Source organism: Streptomyces sp. NPDC002018, from assembly GCF_042890865.1.
Lineage (GTDB): Bacteria > Actinomycetota > Actinomycetes > Streptomycetales > Streptomycetaceae > Streptomyces.
Genome location: NZ_JBIASO010000004.1, coordinates 63,204 through 84,243, shown reverse-complemented (window position 1 = coordinate 84,243; position 21,040 = coordinate 63,204). Strand labels below are relative to the sequence as shown.

Annotated in this window: 18 protein-coding genes; 1 reads left to right on the top strand and 17 read right to left on the bottom strand. The window is 71.3% G+C overall.

Annotated elements, in window-relative coordinates:
- Nucleotides 1-107: 107 nt before the first annotated feature.
- The 13 genes from ACFYYH_RS08060 to ACFYYH_RS08000 form a co-directional block, all read right to left on the bottom strand.
- Complete coding sequence (locus ACFYYH_RS08060) at nt 108-992, bottom strand: alpha/beta hydrolase (RefSeq protein ID WP_388547481.1); 885 nt, start codon at nt 990-992, stop codon at nt 108-110.
- A gap of 130 nt (nt 993-1,122) precedes the next feature.
- Entirely contained in the window at nt 1,123-2,430 is a 1,308-nt protein-coding gene (locus ACFYYH_RS08055) for a kynureninase (protein WP_388547480.1), read from the bottom strand.
- Nucleotides 2,423-3,268, bottom strand: coding sequence for a tryptophan 2,3-dioxygenase family protein (locus ACFYYH_RS08050; protein ID WP_388547478.1), 846 nt, complete (start codon nt 3,266-3,268; stop codon nt 2,423-2,425). Before ACFYYH_RS08050 ends, ACFYYH_RS08055 begins: the two co-directional genes overlap by 8 nt.
- 235 nt (nt 3,269-3,503) lie before the next feature.
- Nucleotides 3,504-4,430 carry a DUF3152 domain-containing protein gene (locus tag ACFYYH_RS08045; protein WP_388547477.1) on the bottom strand — a complete coding sequence of 309 codons (927 nt, stop codon included), beginning with the start codon at nt 4,428-4,430 and terminating at the stop codon, nt 3,504-3,506.
- A 484-nt stretch (nt 4,431-4,914) separates the two neighbouring features.
- Nucleotides 4,915-5,328 (bottom strand): DUF3151 domain-containing protein, encoded by a 414-nt coding sequence (locus ACFYYH_RS08040; RefSeq protein ID WP_388547474.1) that lies wholly within the window; start codon nt 5,326-5,328, stop codon nt 4,915-4,917.
- A 170-nt stretch (nt 5,329-5,498) separates the two neighbouring features.
- Nucleotides 5,499-6,980, bottom strand: coding sequence for an MFS transporter (locus tag ACFYYH_RS08035; RefSeq protein ID WP_388547471.1), 1,482 nt, complete (start codon nt 6,978-6,980; stop codon nt 5,499-5,501).
- A gap of 293 nt (nt 6,981-7,273) precedes the next feature.
- On the bottom strand, nt 7,274-8,305 hold the full coding sequence (gene fbaA / locus ACFYYH_RS08030) for a class II fructose-bisphosphate aldolase (RefSeq protein ID WP_388547469.1): 1,032 nt from the start codon (nt 8,303-8,305) through the stop codon (nt 7,274-7,276).
- A gap of 293 nt (nt 8,306-8,598) precedes the next feature.
- Complete coding sequence (gene pyrE / locus ACFYYH_RS08025) at nt 8,599-9,138, bottom strand: orotate phosphoribosyltransferase (RefSeq protein WP_388547466.1); 540 nt, start codon at nt 9,136-9,138, stop codon at nt 8,599-8,601.
- A gap of 35 nt (nt 9,139-9,173) precedes the next feature.
- On the bottom strand, nt 9,174-9,986 hold the full coding sequence (locus ACFYYH_RS08020) for an aldose 1-epimerase (protein WP_388547465.1): 813 nt from the start codon (nt 9,984-9,986) through the stop codon (nt 9,174-9,176).
- Nucleotides 9,987-9,995: 9 nt separating this feature from the next.
- Complete coding sequence (locus ACFYYH_RS08015) at nt 9,996-11,183, bottom strand: SRPBCC domain-containing protein (RefSeq protein ID WP_388547462.1); 1,188 nt, start codon at nt 11,181-11,183, stop codon at nt 9,996-9,998.
- Between the two features lie 76 nt (nt 11,184-11,259).
- The gene (locus ACFYYH_RS08010) at nt 11,260-12,858 is read right to left on the bottom strand and encodes a polyamine aminopropyltransferase (protein ID WP_388547460.1); all 1,599 of its coding nucleotides are present in this window, start codon (nt 12,856-12,858) and stop codon (nt 11,260-11,262) included.
- A 54-nt stretch (nt 12,859-12,912) separates the two neighbouring features.
- Nucleotides 12,913-13,431 carry a DUF2617 family protein gene (locus ACFYYH_RS08005; protein WP_388547458.1) on the bottom strand — a complete coding sequence of 173 codons (519 nt, stop codon included), beginning with the start codon at nt 13,429-13,431 and terminating at the stop codon, nt 12,913-12,915.
- 334 nt (nt 13,432-13,765) lie between these two features.
- Nucleotides 13,766-14,089: a hypothetical protein gene (locus tag ACFYYH_RS08000; RefSeq protein WP_388547455.1), complete on the bottom strand. Its 324-nt coding sequence runs from the start codon at nt 14,087-14,089 to the stop codon at nt 13,766-13,768.
- Between the two features lie 251 nt (nt 14,090-14,340).
- Here ACFYYH_RS08000 and ACFYYH_RS07995 point away from each other — a divergent pair, with 251 nt between their 5' ends.
- Nucleotides 14,341-15,489, top strand: a complete 1,149-nt coding sequence (locus ACFYYH_RS07995) for a pyridoxal phosphate-dependent aminotransferase (protein ID WP_388547453.1) — start codon at nt 14,341-14,343, stop codon at nt 15,487-15,489.
- A gap of 124 nt (nt 15,490-15,613) precedes the next feature.
- On the opposite strand, the gene ACFYYH_RS07990 is transcribed toward ACFYYH_RS07995, so the two are convergent.
- The 4 genes from ACFYYH_RS07990 to clpB form a co-directional block, all read right to left on the bottom strand.
- A complete protein-coding gene (locus ACFYYH_RS07990; RefSeq protein ID WP_388547450.1) occupies nt 15,614-16,141 on the bottom strand; it encodes a YbjN domain-containing protein in 528 nt (175 codons plus the stop codon).
- Between the two features lie 81 nt (nt 16,142-16,222).
- Nucleotides 16,223-16,813 (bottom strand): RloB family protein, encoded by a 591-nt coding sequence (locus ACFYYH_RS07985; RefSeq protein ID WP_388547447.1) that lies wholly within the window; start codon nt 16,811-16,813, stop codon nt 16,223-16,225.
- A complete protein-coding gene (locus ACFYYH_RS07980; RefSeq protein ID WP_388547445.1) occupies nt 16,791-18,074 on the bottom strand; it encodes an ATP/GTP-binding protein in 1,284 nt (427 codons plus the stop codon). The genes ACFYYH_RS07985 and ACFYYH_RS07980 overlap by 23 nt, the downstream gene beginning before the upstream one ends.
- Nucleotides 18,075-18,249: 175 nt before the next feature.
- Nucleotides 18,250-20,886, bottom strand: coding sequence for an ATP-dependent chaperone ClpB (gene clpB / locus ACFYYH_RS07975; RefSeq protein ID WP_388547443.1), 2,637 nt, complete (start codon nt 20,884-20,886; stop codon nt 18,250-18,252).
- Nucleotides 20,887-21,040 lie beyond the last annotated feature (154 nt).

The following is a 21,040-nucleotide window of genomic DNA, read 5'->3' as shown; positions in this document are numbered from 1 at the left end:
CGCGCTGTGCGACGCCTCACGCGCCCGGCACCGCCCTGCCCGCCTGCTCGCGGGGCCTTACCACGGGCCTGGCCGCGGGTCCTCACCACGCGCCCGCTCCCGGGTCCTCACCACGCGAGCTGGGCGATCTCCTCCGCGACCACCGCGCACGCGTCCGCCGTCGGATCGATGAGCGGGAAGTGGCCGACGTCCTCCAGCAGCGTCAGCCCGACCGTCTCGCCGGCCCTGGCCGCCGCGTCCACATACTCCTCGGCCACGCTGTACGGCACCGTCAGATCCGTACGGCCCTGCACGATGGCGGTCGCGATCCCCGTCGGCAGCAGCGCCGCCGGGTCCGCGCTCTCCCGGCGCCGCTTGAACTCCTCCTCACCGCCCAGCAGTTGCAGGATCGCCCCACCGCACACATCCAGCTCCACGGCCCGTACGAGATCCGCGATCGGCGACAGCGCGACGACTCCGCGCAGCGGCGGCGCTTCCGGCAGCCGCCAGGGCGAGCCCTCGGGCAGCACATGACGGGCCGAGGCCCAGAGCGCGAGATGGCCGCCCGCGGAGTGCCCGGTGACCACCGTCCGCCGGGCGTCCGCCTGCGGGAGCGCGTCCGCGACCAGCGCGGGAATCGCGTCCATCGCCGCGGCGACATCGTCGAACGTCTCCGGCCACCGGCCCGCGAGGGGGGCGCCGGCGCCCTGCTGCGGCACGGCGGGGCCCCGCCGGTACTCGACATTGGCGACGGCGAAGCCCCGGCGGGCCAGGAAATCGGCGAACGGGGTGAGGTGGTCGCGGTTGTACGGCGCCCGCCACGCGCCGCCGTGCAGGACGACGACCAGCGGCACCCGCTCCTGGTTGGCCCGGGGAGCGTAGAAGTCGATCACCTGATCAGGATGGTCGCCGTACGCGGCGCTCGCATCGGGCCGGACGACCGGATGGGCGAAGGCCGACTCGGTCTCTGCGGCGTCACGAGCGACGGCTTCGTGCGCGGCGGGGTCCGGCATCTTGCGCCAACCTTTCGGTACGGGGGCCGAATTGGCCTGATCAGCGGGGACGGTATCAGCCCCGAAGGGGGTCGATCACACTCCCTGCCCCGGTGCGGGTCCCGCCCCGTCCCCCGTACCGCCCCGACGGCTACCCGAGCGGACCCGCGGGCACCTCGCGGAGGACTTCCCCGAGCACCCGCGCGGCCCGTTCCGCATCGGCGAAACCGATGTACAACGGGGTGAATCCGAAGCGCAGCACATCCGGTCTGCGCAGATCGCCGACGATCCCCCGGGCGATCAGCGTCTCCATCACCGCGGGCGCCTCGGCGCAGCGCAGGGCGACCTGGCTGCCGCGTTCGGCGTGCGCGGCCGGGGTCAGCGGCTCGACCCGGCCCGGCGGCGCGTACTCCTCCACGCACTCCAGGAAGAAGTCCGTGAGCGCCAGGCTCTTCTCGCGCACCGCCTCCATCCGCACCCCGGCCCAGACGTCGAGGGCCGCGTCGAGCGCCAGCAGGGAGAGGATGTCGGGGGTGCCGACCCGGCCCCGTACCACGCCCTCCGCCGCCACGAAGTCCGGTGTCATCGCGAACGGATCGGCGTGCGAGGTCCAGCCGGGCAGCGGGGAGTCGAAACGCTCCTGATGGCGCTCGGCCACATACAGGAAGGCGGGCGCCCCGGGCCCCCCGTTGAGGTACTTGTAGGTGCACCCCACCGCGAGGTCCACCCCATGGGCGTCCAGACCGACCGGCAGCGCGCCCGCGCTGTGGCACAGGTCCCAGACGGCGAGAGCCCCGGCCTCGTGCACGGCCGCGGTGATCCCCGGCAGGTCGTGCAGGCGGCCGGTACGGAAGTCGACATGGTTGACGAGCGCCACGGCGGTGCGCGGCCCGAGCGCGGCGGGCAGCTCCTCCGGTACGACGGGCACGAGACGGCAGCCGGTCATCCGGGCCGCGGACCGGGCTATGTAGCCGTCCGTGGGAAAGGTCGTGGCGTCGACGAGGATCTCGTCCCGCCCGGCGGGACCCGGCTGCCCGTCGGGGCCCGGCTGGCCGTCCCGCCCCGGCTGGTCGGCGGGGCCCGGCTGCCCGTCCTGCCCGCCGCCCCGCCCGTCCTGGGCGAGGCGTACGGCCGCCACGACGGCCTTGAAGACATTGACGCTGGTGGAGTCGCCGACCACGATCCGGCCGGGTGCCGCGCCGACGAGCGGCGCGATCCGGTCGCCCGTCCGCTCCGGCGCCTCCCACCAGCCGCTCTCGGTCCAGGAACGGATCCGCAGCTCGCCCCACTGGTGGGCGATCACCTCCTGGAGCCGTCCGGGGACATGGCGGGGCAGCGCGCCCAGCGAGTTCCCGTCGAGATAGACGACACCGTCGTCGAGCGCGAACAGCTCGCGCCGGCCGGCCAGTTCGTCGGCGGCGTCCAGCATCGCGGCCTGTACGGCCAGGGAGTCAGACATGGCTGCGCGCCGTCCACAGCTCGGGGAACACGTTCTTCGACGCCCGCTTCTCCAGCCAGGCGACGCCCGCGGAGCCGCCCGTGCCGGTCTTGGAGCCCATCGCGCGCCGCGTCGCCACGAGATGGTCGTTGCGCCATCGCCAGACCAGCTCTCCGACGTCCGTCAACGCCTCACCGAGCCTGATCAGTTCGCTGTGCTGGTCGGGGTCCGCGTAGATCCCGGCCCAGATCTCCTCGACCGCGGGCGACGGCTCATGGCGCCGCGCGGGATCCCGGTCGAGCACCTCCGTCGGCACCGGCAGCCCGCGCCGGGCGAGCAGCCGCAGGACCTCGTCGTACAGGCTCGGCTCCTGGAGCGCCTTCTCCAGCTCGCCGTGGACGCGCGGGGCGCCGCGGTGCGGGACCAGCATCGACGAGGACTTCTCACCGAGCAGGAACTCCAGCCGCCGGTACATCGCCGACTGGAATCCCGAGCCCTCGCCGAGCGCGCCGCGGTACGAGTTGAACTGCGCGGGCGTGAGCTGGCCGAGCGGCTTCCAGGAGGCGTTGAGCGCCTCCAGCTCCCGTACGGAGCGCTTGAGGGCGTCGACCGCCACCTGGGTGCGGTCCTCGCGCAGCGCGCGGGACGCGGTCTCCCACTCGTGGACGATGACGGTGAACCACAGCTCCATGACCTGGGTGGTGACGAGGAAGACCATCTCACCGGGGTCGTCGGAGCGCAGATGCTGCAAATGGGTGAGGACGTCCGCCTGGACGTAGTCCTCGTAGGGGGTGGTCCCGGCGAAGTCGAGGTTCGGGGCTTCCGAACCGGCTTCCGGGGCATCGGGGGCGTGCGACATCTCTGTCTCCTCGATATGTGCTGCCGGGTAGCGGTCCGCCCCTTTCCGTGTGGTTACGGAGCCCCGGTCCCCTCCGGGCATCATAATCCGGGGGCGCGCGCGGGGGCGTGCACGGGCACCGCTCGCCATCCCTGGCCCCCGGGCCCCCGGGCCCCCGGGCCCCCGGACCCCTTCGGCCCCACCCCGGCCGGCCCCACCCGGCGCCGCCGCCCCCCATCCGCCCGGCCCTGGGGACTCAGACCCTCGGCCCGGTGATGTACTTCCCGTCCTCGGTGAACGGCCAGGGGTTGGACACACAGCCGTCCAGGCCCTTGATCTGCTGCATCATCACCGGCGCGGGCCTGCCGTGCCCCGAGCAGCCCAGGTGGTGGCGTATGCCGATCTCATGGCCGACCTCGTGGTTGATGATCAGGTGCCGGTACGCGGCGGCCGGCCCGTCGAACGTGGGCGACCCCAGCACCCAGCGGCGCAGATTGACCACGACACCGTCGACGGTCTCGCAGTTCAGCTCGCCCCGGGTGTTGAGCCCCTGGGCCAGACAGAGCCGGTCGGCGGTGGCCGGGGTGGCGATACGGATCACGAAGTCGGCGTTCGAGGAGACGAGCTGGAAGGAGCCCCTGCCGTGCGCGGCCCAGCCGCGCGGATGGGCGAGTATCCGCTCTATCTCGGTGGCCGCCTCCGCCGCGGAGATGTCTATGCCCTTCTCGACCTGGACCCGGTAACGGCGCAGCGGCCCCGAGCCGACCCTGTCTCCCTGTGTCCGCGCGGTGGTGAAGGTGCCGGGGCCCGAGGCGGGCACGCGGGGCGGCGGGGGCGGGACGGAGGAGCGGGAGGCGGACGGCGTGACGGACGGGGAGGGGCTCGCCCCGCCGGGACCGCCGCCCCGCGCGGGCGGCGAGGACCGCGGGGACGCGGACTCCGGAGGCGTGGAAGCGGCGGGGGCGGCCCGGGGCGTACCGAGGACGTCGGCGACCTCGCCGGCCGTGGACGGGACCTCCTGGGCGCCGGGCCGGAGGGCGAACGCGGCTCCGCCGAGGACGATCACGCCCGCGAGACCGAGCCCGCCGAGGGCCAGCGGACTGAGCGTGGGGCGGCGGTTGGCCCGGCGACCGCGGACACGTCCGGGGCGGAGGCTTCGACGGCTGATGGCGCGCTTGCCCAAGACGGGACTTCTCCCCTGGTCAGACCGGCGCTGAGGGGAGGGCGGCTGGGGTTGCCTCTGGGCCGGAGGATACGAACGGTGTGGAGCCGCGGACCCACAGGATCGTACAGACGACCGAAGGCCCGCGCCCTGGCAGACGGGCGGGGCCTTCGAAAGGTTGCGTTCTCGACCGGACAATTTCACACCGCCGGTCACGGTCGCACCGGACACTTCCCCGCGGCACACCGCCGGCGGACCGCTGCCAACGGACCGCTGGAGGCGGAACCGCGGGCGGGAACGCCGGCCGACGGGTGCGGGGCCGCCGCGCGGTCCGGACGGCACCGGGGCCGCGTGGCCCGGACGCCCGGTCCCGCACGCGCCGGTTCCCCCGGCGCCGCTGTCCCCGGTGCCGCTGTCCCCGGCGCCTGTGCCGCTGTCCCGGGCGTCCGTGCGCCCGGTGTCCGCCCCCGTGGCGGGTGCCGGCCGAGGGAGCCGGCCGGGGATGTCAGCCGAGGGTGTCGGCGGCCAGCGAGGAGGAGTCACGCAGGAACGTCGAGCAGCGCTCGTACTCCTCCTGCTCGCCGATCGCCTGCGCGGCCCGTGCGAGCGCGTGCAGCGCGCGCAGGAAGCCGCGGTTCGGCTCGTGCTCCCACGGCACGGGGCCGTGGCCCTTCCAGCCGTTGCGGCGCAGGGAGTCGAGCCCGCGGTGGTAGCCGGTCCTGGCGTACGCGTACGACTCGATGACCCGGCCGTTCTCGAACGCGCCGTCGGCGAGCTGTGCCCAGGCCAGCGAGGACGTCGGGTACTTCGCGGCGACCTCGGCGGGCGGCGTCCCGTTGGCAAGCAGCTCGCGCGGCTCGGGATCGTCAGGAAGCTGGGTGGGGGGCGGTCCCCCCAGAAGGTCTTTATGGATGGCCATACGTACAGTCTGCCTTGCCGGGGCCCCGGGCTCGTCCCCCCGGGCTCGTCCCCCCGGCCCCGCCTGAGGGACCACTTCCCGGCCACCCCCTCCGGGACCGCCTCCCGGCCACCCCGAAGTCCTCCCGGCATCACCCGCCCCCGGCCGCCGAGGGCGGGCGGGCCGCCGTGTCAGCCCTCCGCCGCCGGACGGTCCGCCGCTCCTCCGCCGGGGGAGGAACGCCGTACCGTCTCCGGTTCCAGCGGCGGCGCCGTCAGTCCGCAGTGGATCTTGCATTCGGGCCGCTCGCCCGGCACCTGTGGCCTGCGTACCGTCGCGAAGGCGATCAGCGCGCCCAGCACCAGAATGCCCGCGCACATCGGCATCGCCCGGCGGAAGGTCTCACCGAACTGGGTCGCCGAGCGGTACGCCTCCGGGCCCATGCCCGCCAGCAGCGGCAGCGCCGCCACCGCGAGGAGGCCGGCCGCGCGGGCCGCCGCGTTGTTGATCCCGCTGGCCAGCCCCGCCCGCGCGGTGTCCACGGAGCCCAGGACCGTGGCCGTCAGCGGCGCGACCAGGGTCACCATGCCCAGACCCAGCACCAGCAGCGCGGGCAGCGCGTCCGCGAGATACGAGGAGCCCTGGCCCACCCGCAGCATCAGCAGCATGCCCCCGGCACACAGCAGGGGTCCCACGGTCAGCGGAAGGCGCGGGCCCGTCTTCTCCCCCAGTGCCCCCGAGCGCGCGGAGAGCAGCAGCATCAGGATCGTCGTCGGCAGCAGCGCCGCCCCCGCGCCCAGTGCCGAGTAGCCCACCACCACCTGGAGTTGGAGCGCGGCGAGGAAGAAGAAACCGCCGAACGCCGCGTACACGCACAGCGTCACCAGATTCACCGCGGTGAACTGCCGTGATCCGAAGATCGACGGTGGCAGCATCGGGTCGGGACGGCGCCGCTCGACGAGTACGAAGGCCACGGCGACCAGCACCCCGGCCACCCCGGTCCAGATCGTCTTGCCGATCAGCGCGTAGGTGATCAGCGCCAGCGCCACCGCGCCGAGCAGCGCGCCCAGGACATCGAACCGGCCGTGCGCCGCCGGGTCCCTGGACTCCGGTACGTGCCGCAGCGCCACCGGCGCACAGATCGCGGCCAGCGGCACATTCAGCAGGAACACCCAGCGCCAGCCGGGTCCGTCGACCAGCCAGCCGCCCACGAACGGGCCGATCGCCGCGCCGACCCCGCCGAACCCCGACCAGAGACCGACGGCCCGCGCCCGGTCGTCCGGATGGAAGCTCGCCTGGATGATCGCGAGCGAGCCCGGTACGAGCAGCGCGCCACCGATCCCCTGCAAGGCCCGCGCGACGATCAGCACGAGGGCGTTGGGCGCGATCCCGCAGAGCAGCGAGCCGAGCGCGAACCAGACCACCCCGAGCACAAAGATCTTGCGGCGCCCGTACCGGTCGCCGAGCGAGCCGCCCAGCAGGATCAGCGCGGCCAGGGTGAGCATGTACGCGTTCACGGTCCACTGGAGCGATGCCAGATCCGCGTTGAGCGATCTCCCGATATGGGGCAGGGCGACATTGACGACGGTGGAGTCGAGCAGAGCCATGCTCGAACCGAGCACCGTCGTGAAAATGATCCAGCGGCCCTTGGCCGAGGACAGCCTGATCTCCATACGGGGATCATCCTCGCCCCCACGCCCGGGGGCGACCCGGCCGACCGTGTTCCCCAGGACGTTCCCTGGGACGTTCCCGTCGCAGGGCACGGGCCGGGCCCAGGACAGGGACCGGGCCCAGGACACGGATCGGGCCCGGCACCGTGGGAGGTGCCGGGCCCGAATGCGGAAGCCGCTCCATGCTCCTGCGCGCCGCGCGCCGCAGGCTGCGTGCCGTCGCCGCGCGCGGTGCCGTGCGCTGTGCCGTCGTCGTGCGCGGTGCCGTGCGCCGTGCCGTCGCCGTGCTCCGTGCGCTACTTGAGCTTGGTGCCCGTCGAGCGCAGCGCCGCGCACGCCTCGGTGACGCGCTTGGCCATGCCCGCCTCGGCCAGCTTGCCCCAGGTGCGCGGGTCGTACGTCTTCTTCGAGCCGACCTCGCCGTCGACCTTCAGCACACCGTCGTAGTTGGTGAACATGTGCGCCGCGACCGGACGCGTGAAGGCGTACTGCGTGTCCGTGTCCAGGTTCATCTTCACCACGCCGTTCTCCAGCGCGGTGGCGATCTCCTCCGCCGAGGAGCCGGAGCCCCCGTGGAAGACGAAGTCGAACGGCTGGCTGCCCGCGGCCTTGGCGTACTTGGCGGCCACACCTTCCTGAAGGTCCTTGAGCAGCTCGGGACGGAGCACGACATTGCCCGGCTTGTAGACGCCATGAACATTGCCGAAGGAAGCGGCCAGCAGATAGCGCCCCTTCTCGCCCAGACCCAGTGCCTCGGCGGTGCGCAGCGCGTCCTCGACGGTGGTGTACAGCTCGTCGTTGATCTCGTGGGTGACGCCGTCCTCCTCGCCACCGGTCGGGGTGATCTCGACCTCAAGGATGATCTTGGCCGCGGCGGCCTTGGCGAGCAGTTCCTCGGCGATGGCCAGATTGTCGGCCAGGGTCTCGGCGGAGCCGTCCCACATATGCGACTGGAAGAGCGGGTTACGCCCCTCCCGCACCCGCTCGGCGGAGATGTCGAGCAGCGGACGGACATAGGCGTCGAGCTTGTCCTTGGGACAGTGGTCGGTGTGCAGCGCGACCGTGATGTCGTACTTCGCGGCGACCACATGCGCGAACTCGGCGAGGGCGACCGCGCCGGTCACCATGTCCTTGTTGTACTGACCGCCCAGGAACTCCGCACCGCCGGTGGACATCTGGATGATGCCGTCGCTCTCGGCCTCCGCGAAGCCGCGCAGCGCAGCGTGCAGGGTCTGGGACGAGGTCACATTGATGGCCGGGTAGGCGAACTTGCCTGCCTTCGCCCGGTCGAGCATCTCGGCGTAGACCTCGGGGGTTGCGATGGGCATCGGGCCGCTCCTTGTGATGTGCGGGTGTGAGGTGCTTGTCCCTGACTGGGGTCCCTGACCTGGGGGCGACGTCATCGTCGCCCCCATCCTTCCAGACTCCGGTGCGAGCTCCACCCGGAGCACCGCATCCAGGTTCTGTCAGACGTCCGGGCCCGGGGCGCTCCGCACAGCGACGCGGCCTTGGCTGTTTCACGTGAAACAGCCAAGGCCGCGTGGAATGCCCAGCTCAGCAACGATGTGAGGGGCCTACGGTCCGCCCCTTCGCACCACGGGGCCGGCCCCCGAGCCCGGTCTCAGGCGAGACCCAGCTCGTCCAGCCCATAGACACGGAGATAGGGAAGTCCCGCCTCGGCGATGGCCGGAGCCGCGCCCCGCTCCACGATGACCGCGACCGCGACGACCTCGCCGCCCGCCTCGCGTACGGCCTCGACGGCCGTCAGCGGGGAACCGCCCGTGGTGGAGGTGTCCTCGACCACCAGACAGCGGCGGCCCTTCACCTCGGTGCCCTCGATCCGGCGCTGAAGACCGTGCGTCTTCTGCGCCTTACGGACGACAAAGGCGTCCAGCCGCTTCCCGCGCGCGGCCGAGGCATGCAGCATCGCCGTCGCCACCGGGTCGGCGCCCAACGTCAGCCCGCCCACGCAGTCGTAGTCCAGCTCGGCCGTGGCGTCGAGCATGACCTGACCGACCAGCGGCGCGGCATGACCGTCCAGGGTGATCCGGCGAAGGTCGATATACCAATCGGCCTCACGCCCCGAGGAGAGGGTCACTTTGCCGTGGACCACGGCCTTGTCCTTGATCAGTTGCAGCAGCTCAGCCCGTGCGTCAGTCATGGGGCTGAGCTTATGCGCTGCCGACGGCCGGGCTGTCAGAGGCGTCGCCAGCTCCAGTTCGCGGTGATCTCCAGCGGCTCGACGGGGGTGACCAGCCGAGGCGCGGTGTTCAGCCCGTTCGGCGGACCGGACTGCGGCTCCACACAGACCGCCTCGGCCTGCTCGTCGTAGAGCACGACCCACTCGGCCGGGCTGGTGACCTTCAGCTCCAGCTCGTCCGGCCAGGTGAGCGTCACCTCCACACCGTCGGGCATCCCGAAGCAGTCGTCCCAGGGGCCGGGGCGCGGTGTCACCCGTCGGCCGGTGGGCAGATGGTCGCCGCCGCGCTCCTCCTGCCAGGCGGGGGCGACATCGATCTGTGCGTCGCCGCCGCTGCCGCCGCCACTGCCGCCCAGATTGCGCAGGAACCAGGGGTGCCAGCCGGCCTGGGCCGGGAAGGAGGTGTCATACGTCTCCACCCCCAGCGCGAGCGTCAGCGCGTCCTCGGTCAGCTCGAAGGTCTGGGTGACCCGCCCGCTGTACGGCCAGGGCTCGGCGAGGTCATAGGTGAACGCCGCCTCGCTCCCGCTCACCCGGGCCGTACGCCAGGCCGTGTCCCGGCCGGTGCCATGGATCGCGTGGGGCGGGGAGTTGAGGGGCATCTGATGGACCACACCGCCGTTGCGGAACTGTCCGTCCGCGATCCGTCCGCACCACGGCACCATCGGGAAACAGCCGTACCGCTCTCCCTGGCGCAGCAGTTCGGTCCCGCCGATCCGCAGACTGCTGATCCGGCAGCCGTTCTCCGGAGTGATGGTCAACTCGGCGTCGCCCGCCGCCAGTCGGATGCTCTCTTCGCTGCTACTCACACCCCGACACTACTTGCGGCGGCGCAGTGCGCGTCCCACCACCACGGCGGAGGCGAGCGCGAGGGCGGCGGCCGGGGCCACCCACCGCAGCGTGGCCCCCGCACTGCCGGAGTCGGGCGCGGGCACGGGCGCGTACCGTCCGCGCGGCGGCGCGTGGTCGACCTCCTCGGCACTGCGGCCGATCATGGTGCGCCGGGCGTGCGCGGCCTCGGCGGGCGGCTCGTCGGGAATGATGAAGTCCCCTTCACCGGAGATGGTCTCCCCGTCGAGGGACGGCGACGGCACGTCCACCTCGAAGACGGAGACATCGAGATCGTCGTCACCGCGGTCATCGGCGTCGCGGCCGTCGTCACCGCGGTCGTCCGCGTCGGCGTCGGCGTCGGCTTCCAGATCGGCGTCGTCCAGATCGTCTTCCAGCTCCTCGGCGACGGCGTCCTTCGGATCAATGACGCCACCGTCAGCGTCGTCATCGGCAGCGGCAGCGTTGTCGTCATCGGCAGCGGTGGCCCCGTCCGCCTCATCGGTGGCGCTGTCCACGTCATCGACACGGTCCGGCTCCTCGGAGCCGCGCTTCGGCAGCGGATCCGCCGCGGCGTCCGCCGACGGGGGCGGTCCGGGCCGGTCGCCATCAGCCGCCTTCGCGGCTCCGGACACCCCGGCCGCGTCGTCCTTCTCTGCCGCGCCCGCCGCATCCGCCGCGCCGGCCGTCTCCACCGTCTCCGGTGTCTCTCCGGTCTCCACCGTCTCTGCTGTGTCCGGTGTCTCCGCCGGGACCGACACCTCGCCCAGCCGCGCCGCCAGGCGGTCCAGCAGCCGGTGCGCCGCGGCCGTCACCGTCTCCGGGGCCAGTTCCGCCAGTCGGCCCTCCACCCGTGATCCGCCGGTGAAGGAGAGCGTCGTACCGTCCGGTGTCTCCGTGAGCCGCAGCGCGAGCGTCAGCTTGGCGGAGCCCGTGCCCCGGGCCTCCGTGCCCTCACCCTCGGCGGTGAAGACACCGTCCCGTTCGACCAGCGTCAGCACACCCCGGTAGGTGATCGTATGGCCGCCGATACGGACCTTGAGACGGCCGGAGAGCGGACCCGCCGACTCGTCGGCGTCCTGCTGGAGCCCCGGGACACAGCGCGCCACCCGAGAGGGGTCCCGCAGCGTCTTTCGGAGAGCCTCTGCCACCACCGGAACGAACACCTCATGCTCCATGAAAACCGAGCCTACTCAGACCCGGCCGCCGAAGCGTCCTTCTTGCAGAGGCTGATTCACCGCCGCCCCGCCCGCTTCACCCGGTGTACCGCGGATGCACCAGCGTCGACGGCGGCAGATCCGGTATCCGCGTGCGCTCCACCCCCCGGGCACCGGCCGCCAGCAACGGCATCCCCAGCGACCGCAGCGGGGGCGCGTGCGCCGCCAGGCCCAGCCGGGGACGGCTGCCCAGCGCGGCCAGCGCGAACCCCCAGTCGGACACGGCCGGACTGCCGTCCTTCACCCGGTCGGGTCCCGCGGCGAAACCCGAGAGCGGGCCCGTCGCGCTGTAGGGAACGGTGCCGAATCCGGCCGCGCGCAGCGTCGCGTCGACCGTCCAGTACGTGTGCGGCTGGGCCGTGGGCGAGCCCGCGTGCACGACCAGCCGGCCGCCGTCCGTGAGCACCTGGGTGGCCAGACCGTAGAACTCCTCCGAGTACAGCTTCGTGCTGGCCGTGATGCCCGGGTTCGGCAGGTCCGCTATCACCACGTCATAGGTCCGCCGCGGCGCCGTCCTGAGCCAGGTGAACGCGTCCGCGAAGACCGCGCGCACCCGCGGATCGTCGTACGCGTATCCGTTCAGCGCGGCCAGCGCGGGATCCGTACGGGCCAGCCGGACGACCCCCTCGTCCAGCTCGACCACGGTGACCGAGCGCACGCCCCCGTACCGCAGGACCTCACGCGCGGCCAGTCCGTCGCCCCCGCCCAGGATCAGCACGCGCGCGTGCGCCCCGCGCATCGCGGGGTGCACCAGCGCCTCGTGGTAACGGAACTCGTCGCGCCCGCTGACCCGCAGCCGGCCGTCCAGATAGAGGTCCAGCGGTCCGTCCCGGCCGCCCGTGAGCACGACCTCCTGGACATCCGTATGGACCGCGACCCGCACCCGGTCGCCGTACACCGCGCGCCGCGCCGCCCGCTCGAAGTCGTCGACCAGCACGGCCGCGGTGGCCAGCACGGCCAGGACCAGGACATTGACGGTCACCAGCAGCAAGCGCGAACGCGGTGTCAGATCCCGCCGGAAGAGCCACAGGACCAGGGCGCCGCCCGCCACCGCGTTGACCGCGCCCGTCAGCAGCGCGCCGGTGAGCTGTCCGAGCCAGGGCAGCAGCAGGAACGGAAAGGCGAGCCCCCCGACGAGCGCCCCCACATAGTCGGCGGCGAACAGATCGGCGACGGTCCCCTCCGCGCTCTGCCGGGAGAACCGCTGCATCAGCGTCATCAGCAGCGGGATCTCGGCACCGATCAGGATGCCGATGGCCAGCGAGAAACCGACGAGCGCGTAGCGGGACTCGCCCATCCACACGAAGCTGCCGTACAGCACCAGTGCCGAACAGCCTCCCAGCAGCGCGAGCGCCGCCTCCACCAGCCCGAACCCGACCGCCGCGCGGCAGCGCAGCCGCTTGGCGAGCAGCGAGCCGATGCCCATCGCGAAGACCATCACCGAGAGGACGACGGACGCCTGGGTGACGGAGTCCCCGATCAGATAGGAGGCGAGCGCGACCAGCTCCAGCTCGTACACCAGTCCGCACGCGGCACAGATGAAGACCACGGCGAGGATCAGAAAGCGTCCCGCGTCCGCGCGCACGGGCAGCCGTTTCCCACCCTGGGGCGGCGAGGACGCGACATGCTCGATCATGTCCGTAACGCTACGTCACGAATTCATTGCGGTTTGTCACCCACACGGGTGTAACTACAGCACCGCAGGCATACGCACACCCACTCGTGTGCGCGTGACGACGAGTTGTCCCTCCTGGGGGTACGCATGCCAGGTACGCCAGCGGACCTGGCCTTCGTCGCGCTGCGCCAGCATGGCGGTGAAGGCGTACGGGGTGCCGGGGAAGATGCCCGCCAACCCGTTCGGGTGGTCGGCGACCAGTGCGAGCAACTCCTGCGCCCGGCCCGCGAACGAGCCCTGCGAGAGCGTCTCGACGCGCGCCGCGAACTCGTACTCCCAGTCCCCGAGGCGCTTGGAGACACCGAGCGGCAGCGGAGTGCTGCTGCCCGGGATACAGGCGACGGTCTCGGAACAGGTACCGCGCTCCTCCTCCAGAAGTACCTGGTGGGAAGCGCCGAGCAGTCTGAGCTGAAGTCCGGCGCCGTCGAGGTCGAGATCGAGGACGGCCAGGGCGGGCAGTGGGTCCCGGCCCAGCGCCCAGGCCAGATCGGCGGCACGGGAATCGGTGTAGGCCGTATTCAGAGTGGTGAGCATGGGCAGGCTCCGCAAACACGCTTGACGGGAGGACCGGGACGACCCGGACGATGAGCGAGGGAAACTTGTGGGGGGAGATCGCCGGCTCGGCTCCGCGTAAGGTCCGAGGGCTGGAAGCTCTCACAGCGAGGGAATCACGAAGTACGCGACGCTCACAGCGCTTTTACCCAACTTGGCAGGGTTTTCCATCCGCTCGGGGGCCCTACAGTTCAACTGTTCAACAAAAGCGACGAAGACCGGTGGAGAAGAGCCTCCGAACGGTCAACAAGGAGATGCCCGGCGGGAGTTCGTCCCCCACCGGGCATCGTCGGCACCGCGGACCGGCTGCCCCGTGTCAGCCGCCTCCGCCGCCGCATCCCCCTCCGCCGCCGCACGACGAACTCCCGCCGCAGGAAGAGGAAGCTCCACCGCACGAACCGCCGCCGCCCCCTCCGTCGGCGGCACCGCCTCCGGCCCACCAACTGCTGTCGGAGCGACGCTTCGTGCGCTTCGTGCCCTTCTTCTTCAGCGGGACGCCGGCGGTGGCACCGCTCCTGGTCGTGGTGCGCGCCGCGCCACGGCGCCGCGCACGCGAGGTGTCCCGGTTGCGCACGCTCGACACCAGCCCGACCAACGCGATCGCCACCATGACCAGGACGACCACAATTCCCACAGTCATCGATCCCCACCGTCCTTCTGTTCCCCCGTGGCGGTGCCCCGCGCCCGTCGCGCGGACGGCGCCGCCCTGACCCGCGTACTCCGTGCTGCCGTGCTGCCGTGCTGCCGTGCTCTCGTGCGGTGGTGCGGTAGTTGCGGTGGTGCTGTCGTGTGCACATGGCCGTGAACCCGACGTGACGTGGGTCTCCCCGTGGTGCCGGCGGCCCAAAGCTGACTTGAGCAACTCCAGAGGTTCGGCACAGGATGGCCGCCATGACCAAAGAATGGCTCGGCGGCACGACGATCTTCGCGGAGATGTCGGCGCTGGCGGTACGCACCGGGGCGATCAACCTCGGCCAGGGCTTCCCCGACACCGACGGCCCCGAGGAGATCAGGGAGGCCGCGGTCAGGGCACTGCGCGACGGGCGCGGCAATCAGTACCCGCCGGGCCCCGGCGTACCGGAACTGCGCGCCGCGATCACCGATCACCAGCGGCTGCGGTACGGCCTGACGTACGACCCGGACACCGAGGTCCTGGTGACGGCGGGCGCCACCGAGGCGATCGCCGCCGCGCTGCTCGCGCTGGTCGAGCCCGGCGACGAGGTGATCGCGCTGGAGCCGTACTACGACTCGTACGCCGCCTGTATCGGCATGGCGGGCGGCACCCGCGTCCCGGTCACCCTGCGCCCCCACGACGGCGCGTACCACCTGGACCCGGACGAGCTGCGCGCCGCCGTCACCGACCGGACCCGGCTGATCCTGCTCAACACCCCGCACAACCCGACGGGCACCGTCCTCGGCCGCGAGCACCTGGCGGCCGTCGCGGAGCTCGCCGTCGAACGTGATCTCCTCGTCGTCACCGACGAGGTGTACGAGCATCTCGTCTTCGAGGGCGAGCACGTACCGATCGCGAGCCTCCCCGGCATGCGCGAGCGCACCCTGACGATCAGCTCCGCCGGCAAGACCTTCTCCTTCACCGGCTGGAAGGTGGGGTGGGTGACGGGCACACCGGAGCTGGTGACGGCGGTGCGCTCCGCCAAGCAGTTCCTGACCTATGTGGCCTCGGGGCCGTTCCAGTACGCGATCGCGGAGGCCCTGCGGCTGCCGGACAGCTACTTCGAGGGGCTCCGCGCCGATCTGCGGCCCAAACGCGATGTGCTCTCGGCGGGGCTGACGGCGGCCGGTTTCGAGGTCTACCGCCCGGCGGGCACGTACTTCGTGACGACCGACATCCGCCCGCTCGGCGAGAGCGACGGCTTCGCCTTCTGCCGGGCCCTGCCCGAGCGCTGCGGGGTCGTGGCGATCCCGAACGCGGTCTTCTACGACCACCGCGACCGGGGCGCGCCCTTCGTGCGGTTCGCGTTCTGCAAGCGCACGGACGTCCTCGCGGAGGCGGCGGCACGCCTCAAGACACTGGCGTAGCCGTCCGCCCGGCCCTTCCGGCCGTACGCGAGGAGCCCGGCGGGGACCGTGACCAGGGGTGGTCACGGTCCCCGCCGGGCTCTCGGCGTGGGACGGGGCGGCGGTCGCCGCGGACGGGCCCGGCTCAGGCGTCGTCGGGCTTCTCGTCACCCGGCTGGAGACCGAGCTGCTCCACGAGCCACTTGTCGAACTCGATGGAGGCCCGCACCCAGCTCACCGTCGACGACACGAAGTGCTCCAGGCTGACACCCATGCCGATCAGCATCTGCGCCTCGCCGATGAGCCGGACGGTGGGCGGACCGTCCCCCTCCTCGTGGACGTGGGTGTAGACCTTGGGCCACAGCGTGCGCCGGTTCCAGTCGTCGATCGCGTCGAGGATCGTGGACTTCTCCGCGATGGGGTGCGGCCGGTCGTAGAACGTCCGCACCGAGAAGACCTGCTGGTCCTCCTCACCGCGGAACATGAAGTACGTACGGAATTCCTCCCACGGCGCCGCGAGGTCACCCTCGTCGTCGACGACGTACTTCAGCTCCATCTGTTCGAGGAGCTGCTTGACCAGATCCTGATCAGGGACGACGGGGCCCGCCGGTCCTGCTCCCTGCGGTTGGGGCTGGCCCCCGAAATTCGGAATCGAGGACGGGTCGATGCTCACCGTGAATTTCCCTTCGTACGGTTCCTGCCATCCTCCCCCATCCCAGGAGGGGCCTGGCAACCCCGGCCACCCCTCAGCGGGTCACGGGTTCGCCATCCGGTCCGTGAGCTGCCATATGCCCGTTGAGGGATTCAGGGCGTGTTCCGCGCCCGTCGGGTCGAGTTTCCGGGCCCGCTCCCCCGCGTGCGGTACCCCGCCCCGGTATCTGGCGAAGTCCACCCGGGTCTTGTCGTAGCCGGGCACGTGCTTCTCCAGCAGCGGGAGCAGCTTCTTGTACGTGCCGACGTGCGCACGGTGGTCCGCGAAGTGGAGCAGGAGCCACAGCTCGAAGCATGGATTGGAGACAGCCACTCCGATGTTGTGCCGACGAGCCGCGAGGGCGGCCTGGGCCACATCCTGATACTCGTCGACATCGAAGACGCACCACACCTCGTCGTACCCGCCCTTGTTCAGCTCCCGCTGACCGCGTGCGTACGCCACGAGCTGTGTCGGGGAGCACGGCTTGCCGCGTACGACGACGGAGACCGCAGGGTTACGAAGATCGTCGCGCAGCCCTTGTAAGTACTGCCGCTCGGTCTCCTTGCTGCCGCAGACGATCAGCATCGTGCGCGCCGAGCGCCGGACCGGGCCGCGCCGACGGCCCGATCCCTCACGCGGAAACGACCTCGCCATGAGCCCCCCAGTACTTCTTGAGCATGTCCTCCAAGGCCGTCTCCGGCAGCAGCGGCACCGCTCCGTAGCTGCCCGCCAGATAGCGGCGCTCGAAATTCTCGCCCTTGCGCGGCTTGAAGTCGCTGAGCGGATACAGCTCCGACGCGCCGGTTGCGGGGTTCTTCTCCACGAACCAGACCTGATCGCGGCGGAGCACCTGGTCCCCGAGCATCGTGCCCAGCAGGGACGCGTCGTGGGTGGTGAAGATCAACTGAGCGCCGCGCGGGTTCAGCTCCGGATCCTGGAAGAGCGTGAGCAGCTTGGCAGTGAGCAGGGGGTGGAGGCTGACATCGATCTCGTCCACCCACATGGACGTTCCGCTCAGGATCGCCGTGACCGCCGTGGTGACCAGGTTCAGCCAGGTCTTGGTGCCGGCCGATTCGGCGTCGACAGGCAGGACGAACTCCTCATGCCCCACCCGGTGCACAAACTCCAAGGACTCCGACTCCGCCTCTCTCATGGCGTTCCCGAACTCCTGGCCCGTCCTGGCGTCCCCCGGCATCGCGGGGTCGACCGCCTTCCCGGCTCCACGGCGAATGCCGTGCACGCCCAGGTCGGCCGCCGCCAGGACTTCTGCCCGGATCGGCAGTCCCAGCGTCTCCAGCCTTTCGTACACCAGAACCGCGAACGCGCCACGTTCGGCGACTGACCGCCGAGTCTCGTCCTCGATGACAATGGGGGCCTCCACCGCGGTCCACACCGCCCCGAGTTGCTGATGCGAGGACTGTGCGGCAGCGGAGAGGTACAGGCTGTTCGGCCGCATCGTCCTCTCCGCTGCCACGCGCTCACCGGTCAGCGTCGCGCCATAGGTCACGGTCATGCGATCCCGCTCGAAAAGAACTCGTCTGCGGCCCTTGGGATAGGCGTAGAGCCACTCCTCCGCGACCTCCGTGTCCGTGACACTGAAGCCGTACACGTACCGCACGCCCTTCAGCAGGAGATCCACCGCGTACGACGACGGCTCGTTGCGGCTCGCATGGTCGAGGAGGAAGGGCCGTCGCGGTACGGGAGCACCCGGCAACCAGCGGGCCTGCGACTCACGCACCGCGTGTTGGAACAACCGGAACGCGCCCACCACCGTCGATTTCCCGGAAGCGTTCGCGCCGAAGATCGCCGCCACGGGCACCGCCGGCCGGTCGTCGTCCCCGTACGTCGGTGCGAAGTTCAGCTCCTGGGGTTCGCGAAGGGAGCCGTGGTTGGCGACACGAAAGCTCAGCAGCATGGATTCGCCACCCCCGTAAATCGCCTTGTGAACAAGTGAATCGCAAATTGCCGGAACAAATTGCTCGTACATGGTGATGGTAGTTCCCCGTCCTGAACACGAACAGGCCCGCCACCCGGGCGGGTGACGGGCCTGTCGGCGGCCGCGGCGGGACCAGTCGGCCCGCGCGTACGGACTAGAGCGTCTTGCCGGCCGGTTTCGGGGGCTCCTCCGGGTCCGCGGTGGCCGCGCCGACGATCAGGCCGTCGGCGAAGCGGTCCACGCGGACCGTGTCGCCGTCGGTGATCTCGCCCGCGAGGATCTCCTTGGCGAGCCGGTCACCGATCGCCGTCTGGACGAGCCGGCGCAGCGGCCGGGCGCCGTAGGCCGGGTCGTTGCCCTCGTCGGCCAGCCATTCCAGGGCCGCCGGGGTGACGTCCAGGGCGAGCCTGCGCTCGGCGAGGCGGCGCGCCAGACGGTCGATCTGGAGCTTGGCGATATGCGCCAGGTCGGCCTTGGTCAGGGCGGAGAAGACCACCAGATCGTCCAGACGGTTCAGGAACTCCGGCTTGAAGGAGGCCCGCACCACCTCCAGGACCTGCTGCTTCTTCGTCTCCTCGGTGGTGGTCGGCTCGACCAGGTACTGGCTGCCGAGGTTGGACGTCAGGATCAGGATGGTGTTGCGGAAGTCCACCGTCCGCCCCTGCCCGTCGGTGAGCCTGCCGTCGTCCAGGACCTGGAGCAGGATGTCGAAGACCTCGGGGTGGGCCTTCTCCACCTCGTCCAGCAGGATGACGGAGTACGGGCGCCTGCGCACGGCCTCCGTGAGCTGGCCGCCCTCCTCGTAGCCGACATAGCCGGGCGGGGCGCCGACCAGCCGGGCCACCGAGTGCTTCTCGCCGTACTCGCTCATGTCGATACGGACCATGGCCCGCTCGTCGTCGAAGAGGAAGTCCGCGAGGGCCTTGGCCAGCTCGGTCTTGCCGACCCCGGTGGGACCGAGGAAGAGGAAGGACCCGGTGGGCCGGTCGGGGTCGGCGATCCCGGCGCGCGTACGGCGCACCGCGTCGGAGACCGCGCGCACCGCCTCGGTCTGGCCGATCAGCCGCCTGCCCAGCTCCTGCTCCATCCGCAGCAGCTTCTGCGTCTCGCCCTCCAGCAGGCGCCCGGCCGGGATACCGGTCCAGGAGCCGACCACATCGGCGATGTCGTCCGGGCCGACCTCCTCCTTGACCAGCTTGTCGGTGGGCTCCTTGGCGGCCTCCTGCTCGGCCGCCGCGGCCTCCTCCAGCTCCCGCTCCAGGCCCGGGATCTCCCCGTACAGCAGCTTGGAGGCGGTGTCGAAGTCTCCGTCGCGCTGGGCCCGCTCGGCCTGGCCGCGCAGATCGTCGAGGCGCTCCTTCAGCTCACCGACGCGGTTGAGGCCCCGCTTCTCCTTCTCCCAGCGGGCGTTGAGGCCGCGCAGTTCCTCCTCGCGGTCGGCCAGATCGCGGCGCAGCTTCTCCAGCCGCTGCTTGGAGGCGGGGTCGGACTCGTTCTTCAGCGCCAGTTCCTCCATTCGGAGGCGGTCGACGGCGCGCTGGAGCTCGTCGATCTCCACGGGCGAGGAGTCGATCTCCATCCGGAGCCGGGACGCGGCCTCGTCCACCAGGTCGATGGCCTTGTCCGGGAGGAACCGGGAGGTGATGTAACGGTCGGAGAGCGCCGCCGCGGCGACCAGGGCCGCGTCCGCGATCTGCACCTTGTGATGGGCCTCGTACCGGCCCTTGAGCCCGCGCAGGATCGCGATGGTGTCCTCGACGGTGGGCTCGGCGACCAGCACCTGCTGGAAGCGCCGCTCCAGCGCCGCGTCCTTCTCGATCCGCTCGCGGTACTCGTCCAGCGTGGTCGCGCCGACCATCCGCAGCTCGCCGCGCGCCAGCATCGGCTTGAGCATGTTGCCCGCGTCCATCGCGGAGTCGCCGCCGGCGCCCGCGCCCACGACGGTGTGCAGTTCGTCGATGAAGGTGATGATCTGTCCGTCGCTCGCCTTGATCTCGGAGAGGACGGTCTTCAGGCGCTCCTCGAACTCGCCGCGGTACTTGGCCCCCGCCACCATCGCGCCGAGGTCCAGCGAAACCAGCCGCTTGTTCTTGAGCGATTCCGGCACGTCGCCCTTGACGATCCGCTGGGCGAGCCCCTCGACGACGGCGGTCTTGCCGACGCCGGGCTCACCGATCAGCACCGGGTTGTTCTTCGTACGGCGTGACAGCACCTGCACCACACGCCGGATCTCCTGGTCCCGGCCGATGACCGGGTCGAGCCTGCCCTCGCGGGCCGCGGCGGTGAAATCGGTACCGAACTTCTCCAGGGCCTTGTACTGGCCCTCCGGGTCGGGTGTGGTCACCCGGCGCCCTCCCCTTGTCTTCTCGAACGCGTCCAGCAGCTTCTTCGCGTCGGCGCCCCGCTGGTCGAGCACCTCTCCCGCCTGTCCCCCCTTGGCCGCGATGCCGATGAGCAGATGCTCGGTGGAGAGGTACTCGTCCCCCAGTTCCTTGGCCCGCCGCGCGGCGTCCGCGATGACGGCGAGCATCTCGCGGTTGGGCTGCGGGGGCGCGACGGTGGATCCGGTCACGCTGGGCAGCGCGGCGAGCACCCGCTCGGCACCGGAGCGTACCGCCGCCTGGTCCGCCTCGACGGCGGCCAGCAGGTCGGTGACGTTCTCGTTGTCCTGGCCCTCCAGCAGCGCGAGCAGCAGATGTGCGGGGGTCAGATCGGGATGTCCGCCCGCCACGGCGCGGTTGGTGGCGGCGTTGATCGCGTCCCGGCTCTTGTTGGTCAGCTCGGCGTCCACGTGCCCACTCTCCTCCTTGCACGGGTCTCAACCTCAGGTGCTTCCTCAGGTGCTTCGCGTACGTCACCCGCGGCGGCCACGGCGACCGTGCCGACCGCGGCTTTGACTGAAGCAACATACGCAAAGTTGAGTCTATTTCACTCAAGCCTGAACC

Bases quoted from the DNA above. Each gene is read 5' to 3' on its own strand.
- ACFYYH_RS08060 (WP_388547481.1), bottom strand. From the start codon at position 992: ATGCCGGACCCCGCCGCGCACGAAGCCGTCGCTCGTGACGCCGCAGAG.
- ACFYYH_RS08055 (WP_388547480.1), bottom strand. From the start codon at position 2,430: ATGTCTGACTCCCTGGCCGTACAGGCCGCGATGCTGGACGCCGCCGAC.
- ACFYYH_RS08050 (WP_388547478.1), bottom strand. From the start codon at position 3,268: ATGTCGCACGCCCCCGATGCCCCGGAAGCCGGTTCGGAAGCCCCGAAC.
- ACFYYH_RS08040 (WP_388547474.1), bottom strand. From the start codon at position 5,328: ATGGCCATCCATAAAGACCTTCTGGGGGGACCGCCCCCCACCCAGCTT.
- ACFYYH_RS08035 (WP_388547471.1), bottom strand. From the start codon at position 6,980: ATGGAGATCAGGCTGTCCTCGGCCAAGGGCCGCTGGATCATTTTCACG.
- fbaA (WP_388547469.1), bottom strand. From the start codon at position 8,305: ATGCCCATCGCAACCCCCGAGGTCTACGCCGAGATGCTCGACCGGGCG.
- pyrE (WP_388547466.1), bottom strand. From the start codon at position 9,138: ATGACTGACGCACGGGCTGAGCTGCTGCAACTGATCAAGGACAAGGCC.
- ACFYYH_RS08015 (WP_388547462.1), bottom strand. From the start codon at position 11,183: ATGGAGCATGAGGTGTTCGTTCCGGTGGTGGCAGAGGCTCTCCGAAAG.
- ACFYYH_RS08010 (WP_388547460.1), bottom strand. From the start codon at position 12,858: ATGATCGAGCATGTCGCGTCCTCGCCGCCCCAGGGTGGGAAACGGCTG.
- ACFYYH_RS08005 (WP_388547458.1), bottom strand. From the start codon at position 13,431: ATGCTCACCACTCTGAATACGGCCTACACCGATTCCCGTGCCGCCGAT.
- ACFYYH_RS08000 (WP_388547455.1), bottom strand. From the start codon at position 14,089: ATGACTGTGGGAATTGTGGTCGTCCTGGTCATGGTGGCGATCGCGTTG.
- ACFYYH_RS07995 (WP_388547453.1), top strand. From the start codon at position 14,341: ATGACCAAAGAATGGCTCGGCGGCACGACGATCTTCGCGGAGATGTCG.
- ACFYYH_RS07985 (WP_388547447.1), bottom strand. From the start codon at position 16,813: ATGGCGAGGTCGTTTCCGCGTGAGGGATCGGGCCGTCGGCGCGGCCCG.
- ACFYYH_RS07980 (WP_388547445.1), bottom strand. From the start codon at position 18,074: ATGCTGCTGAGCTTTCGTGTCGCCAACCACGGCTCCCTTCGCGAACCC.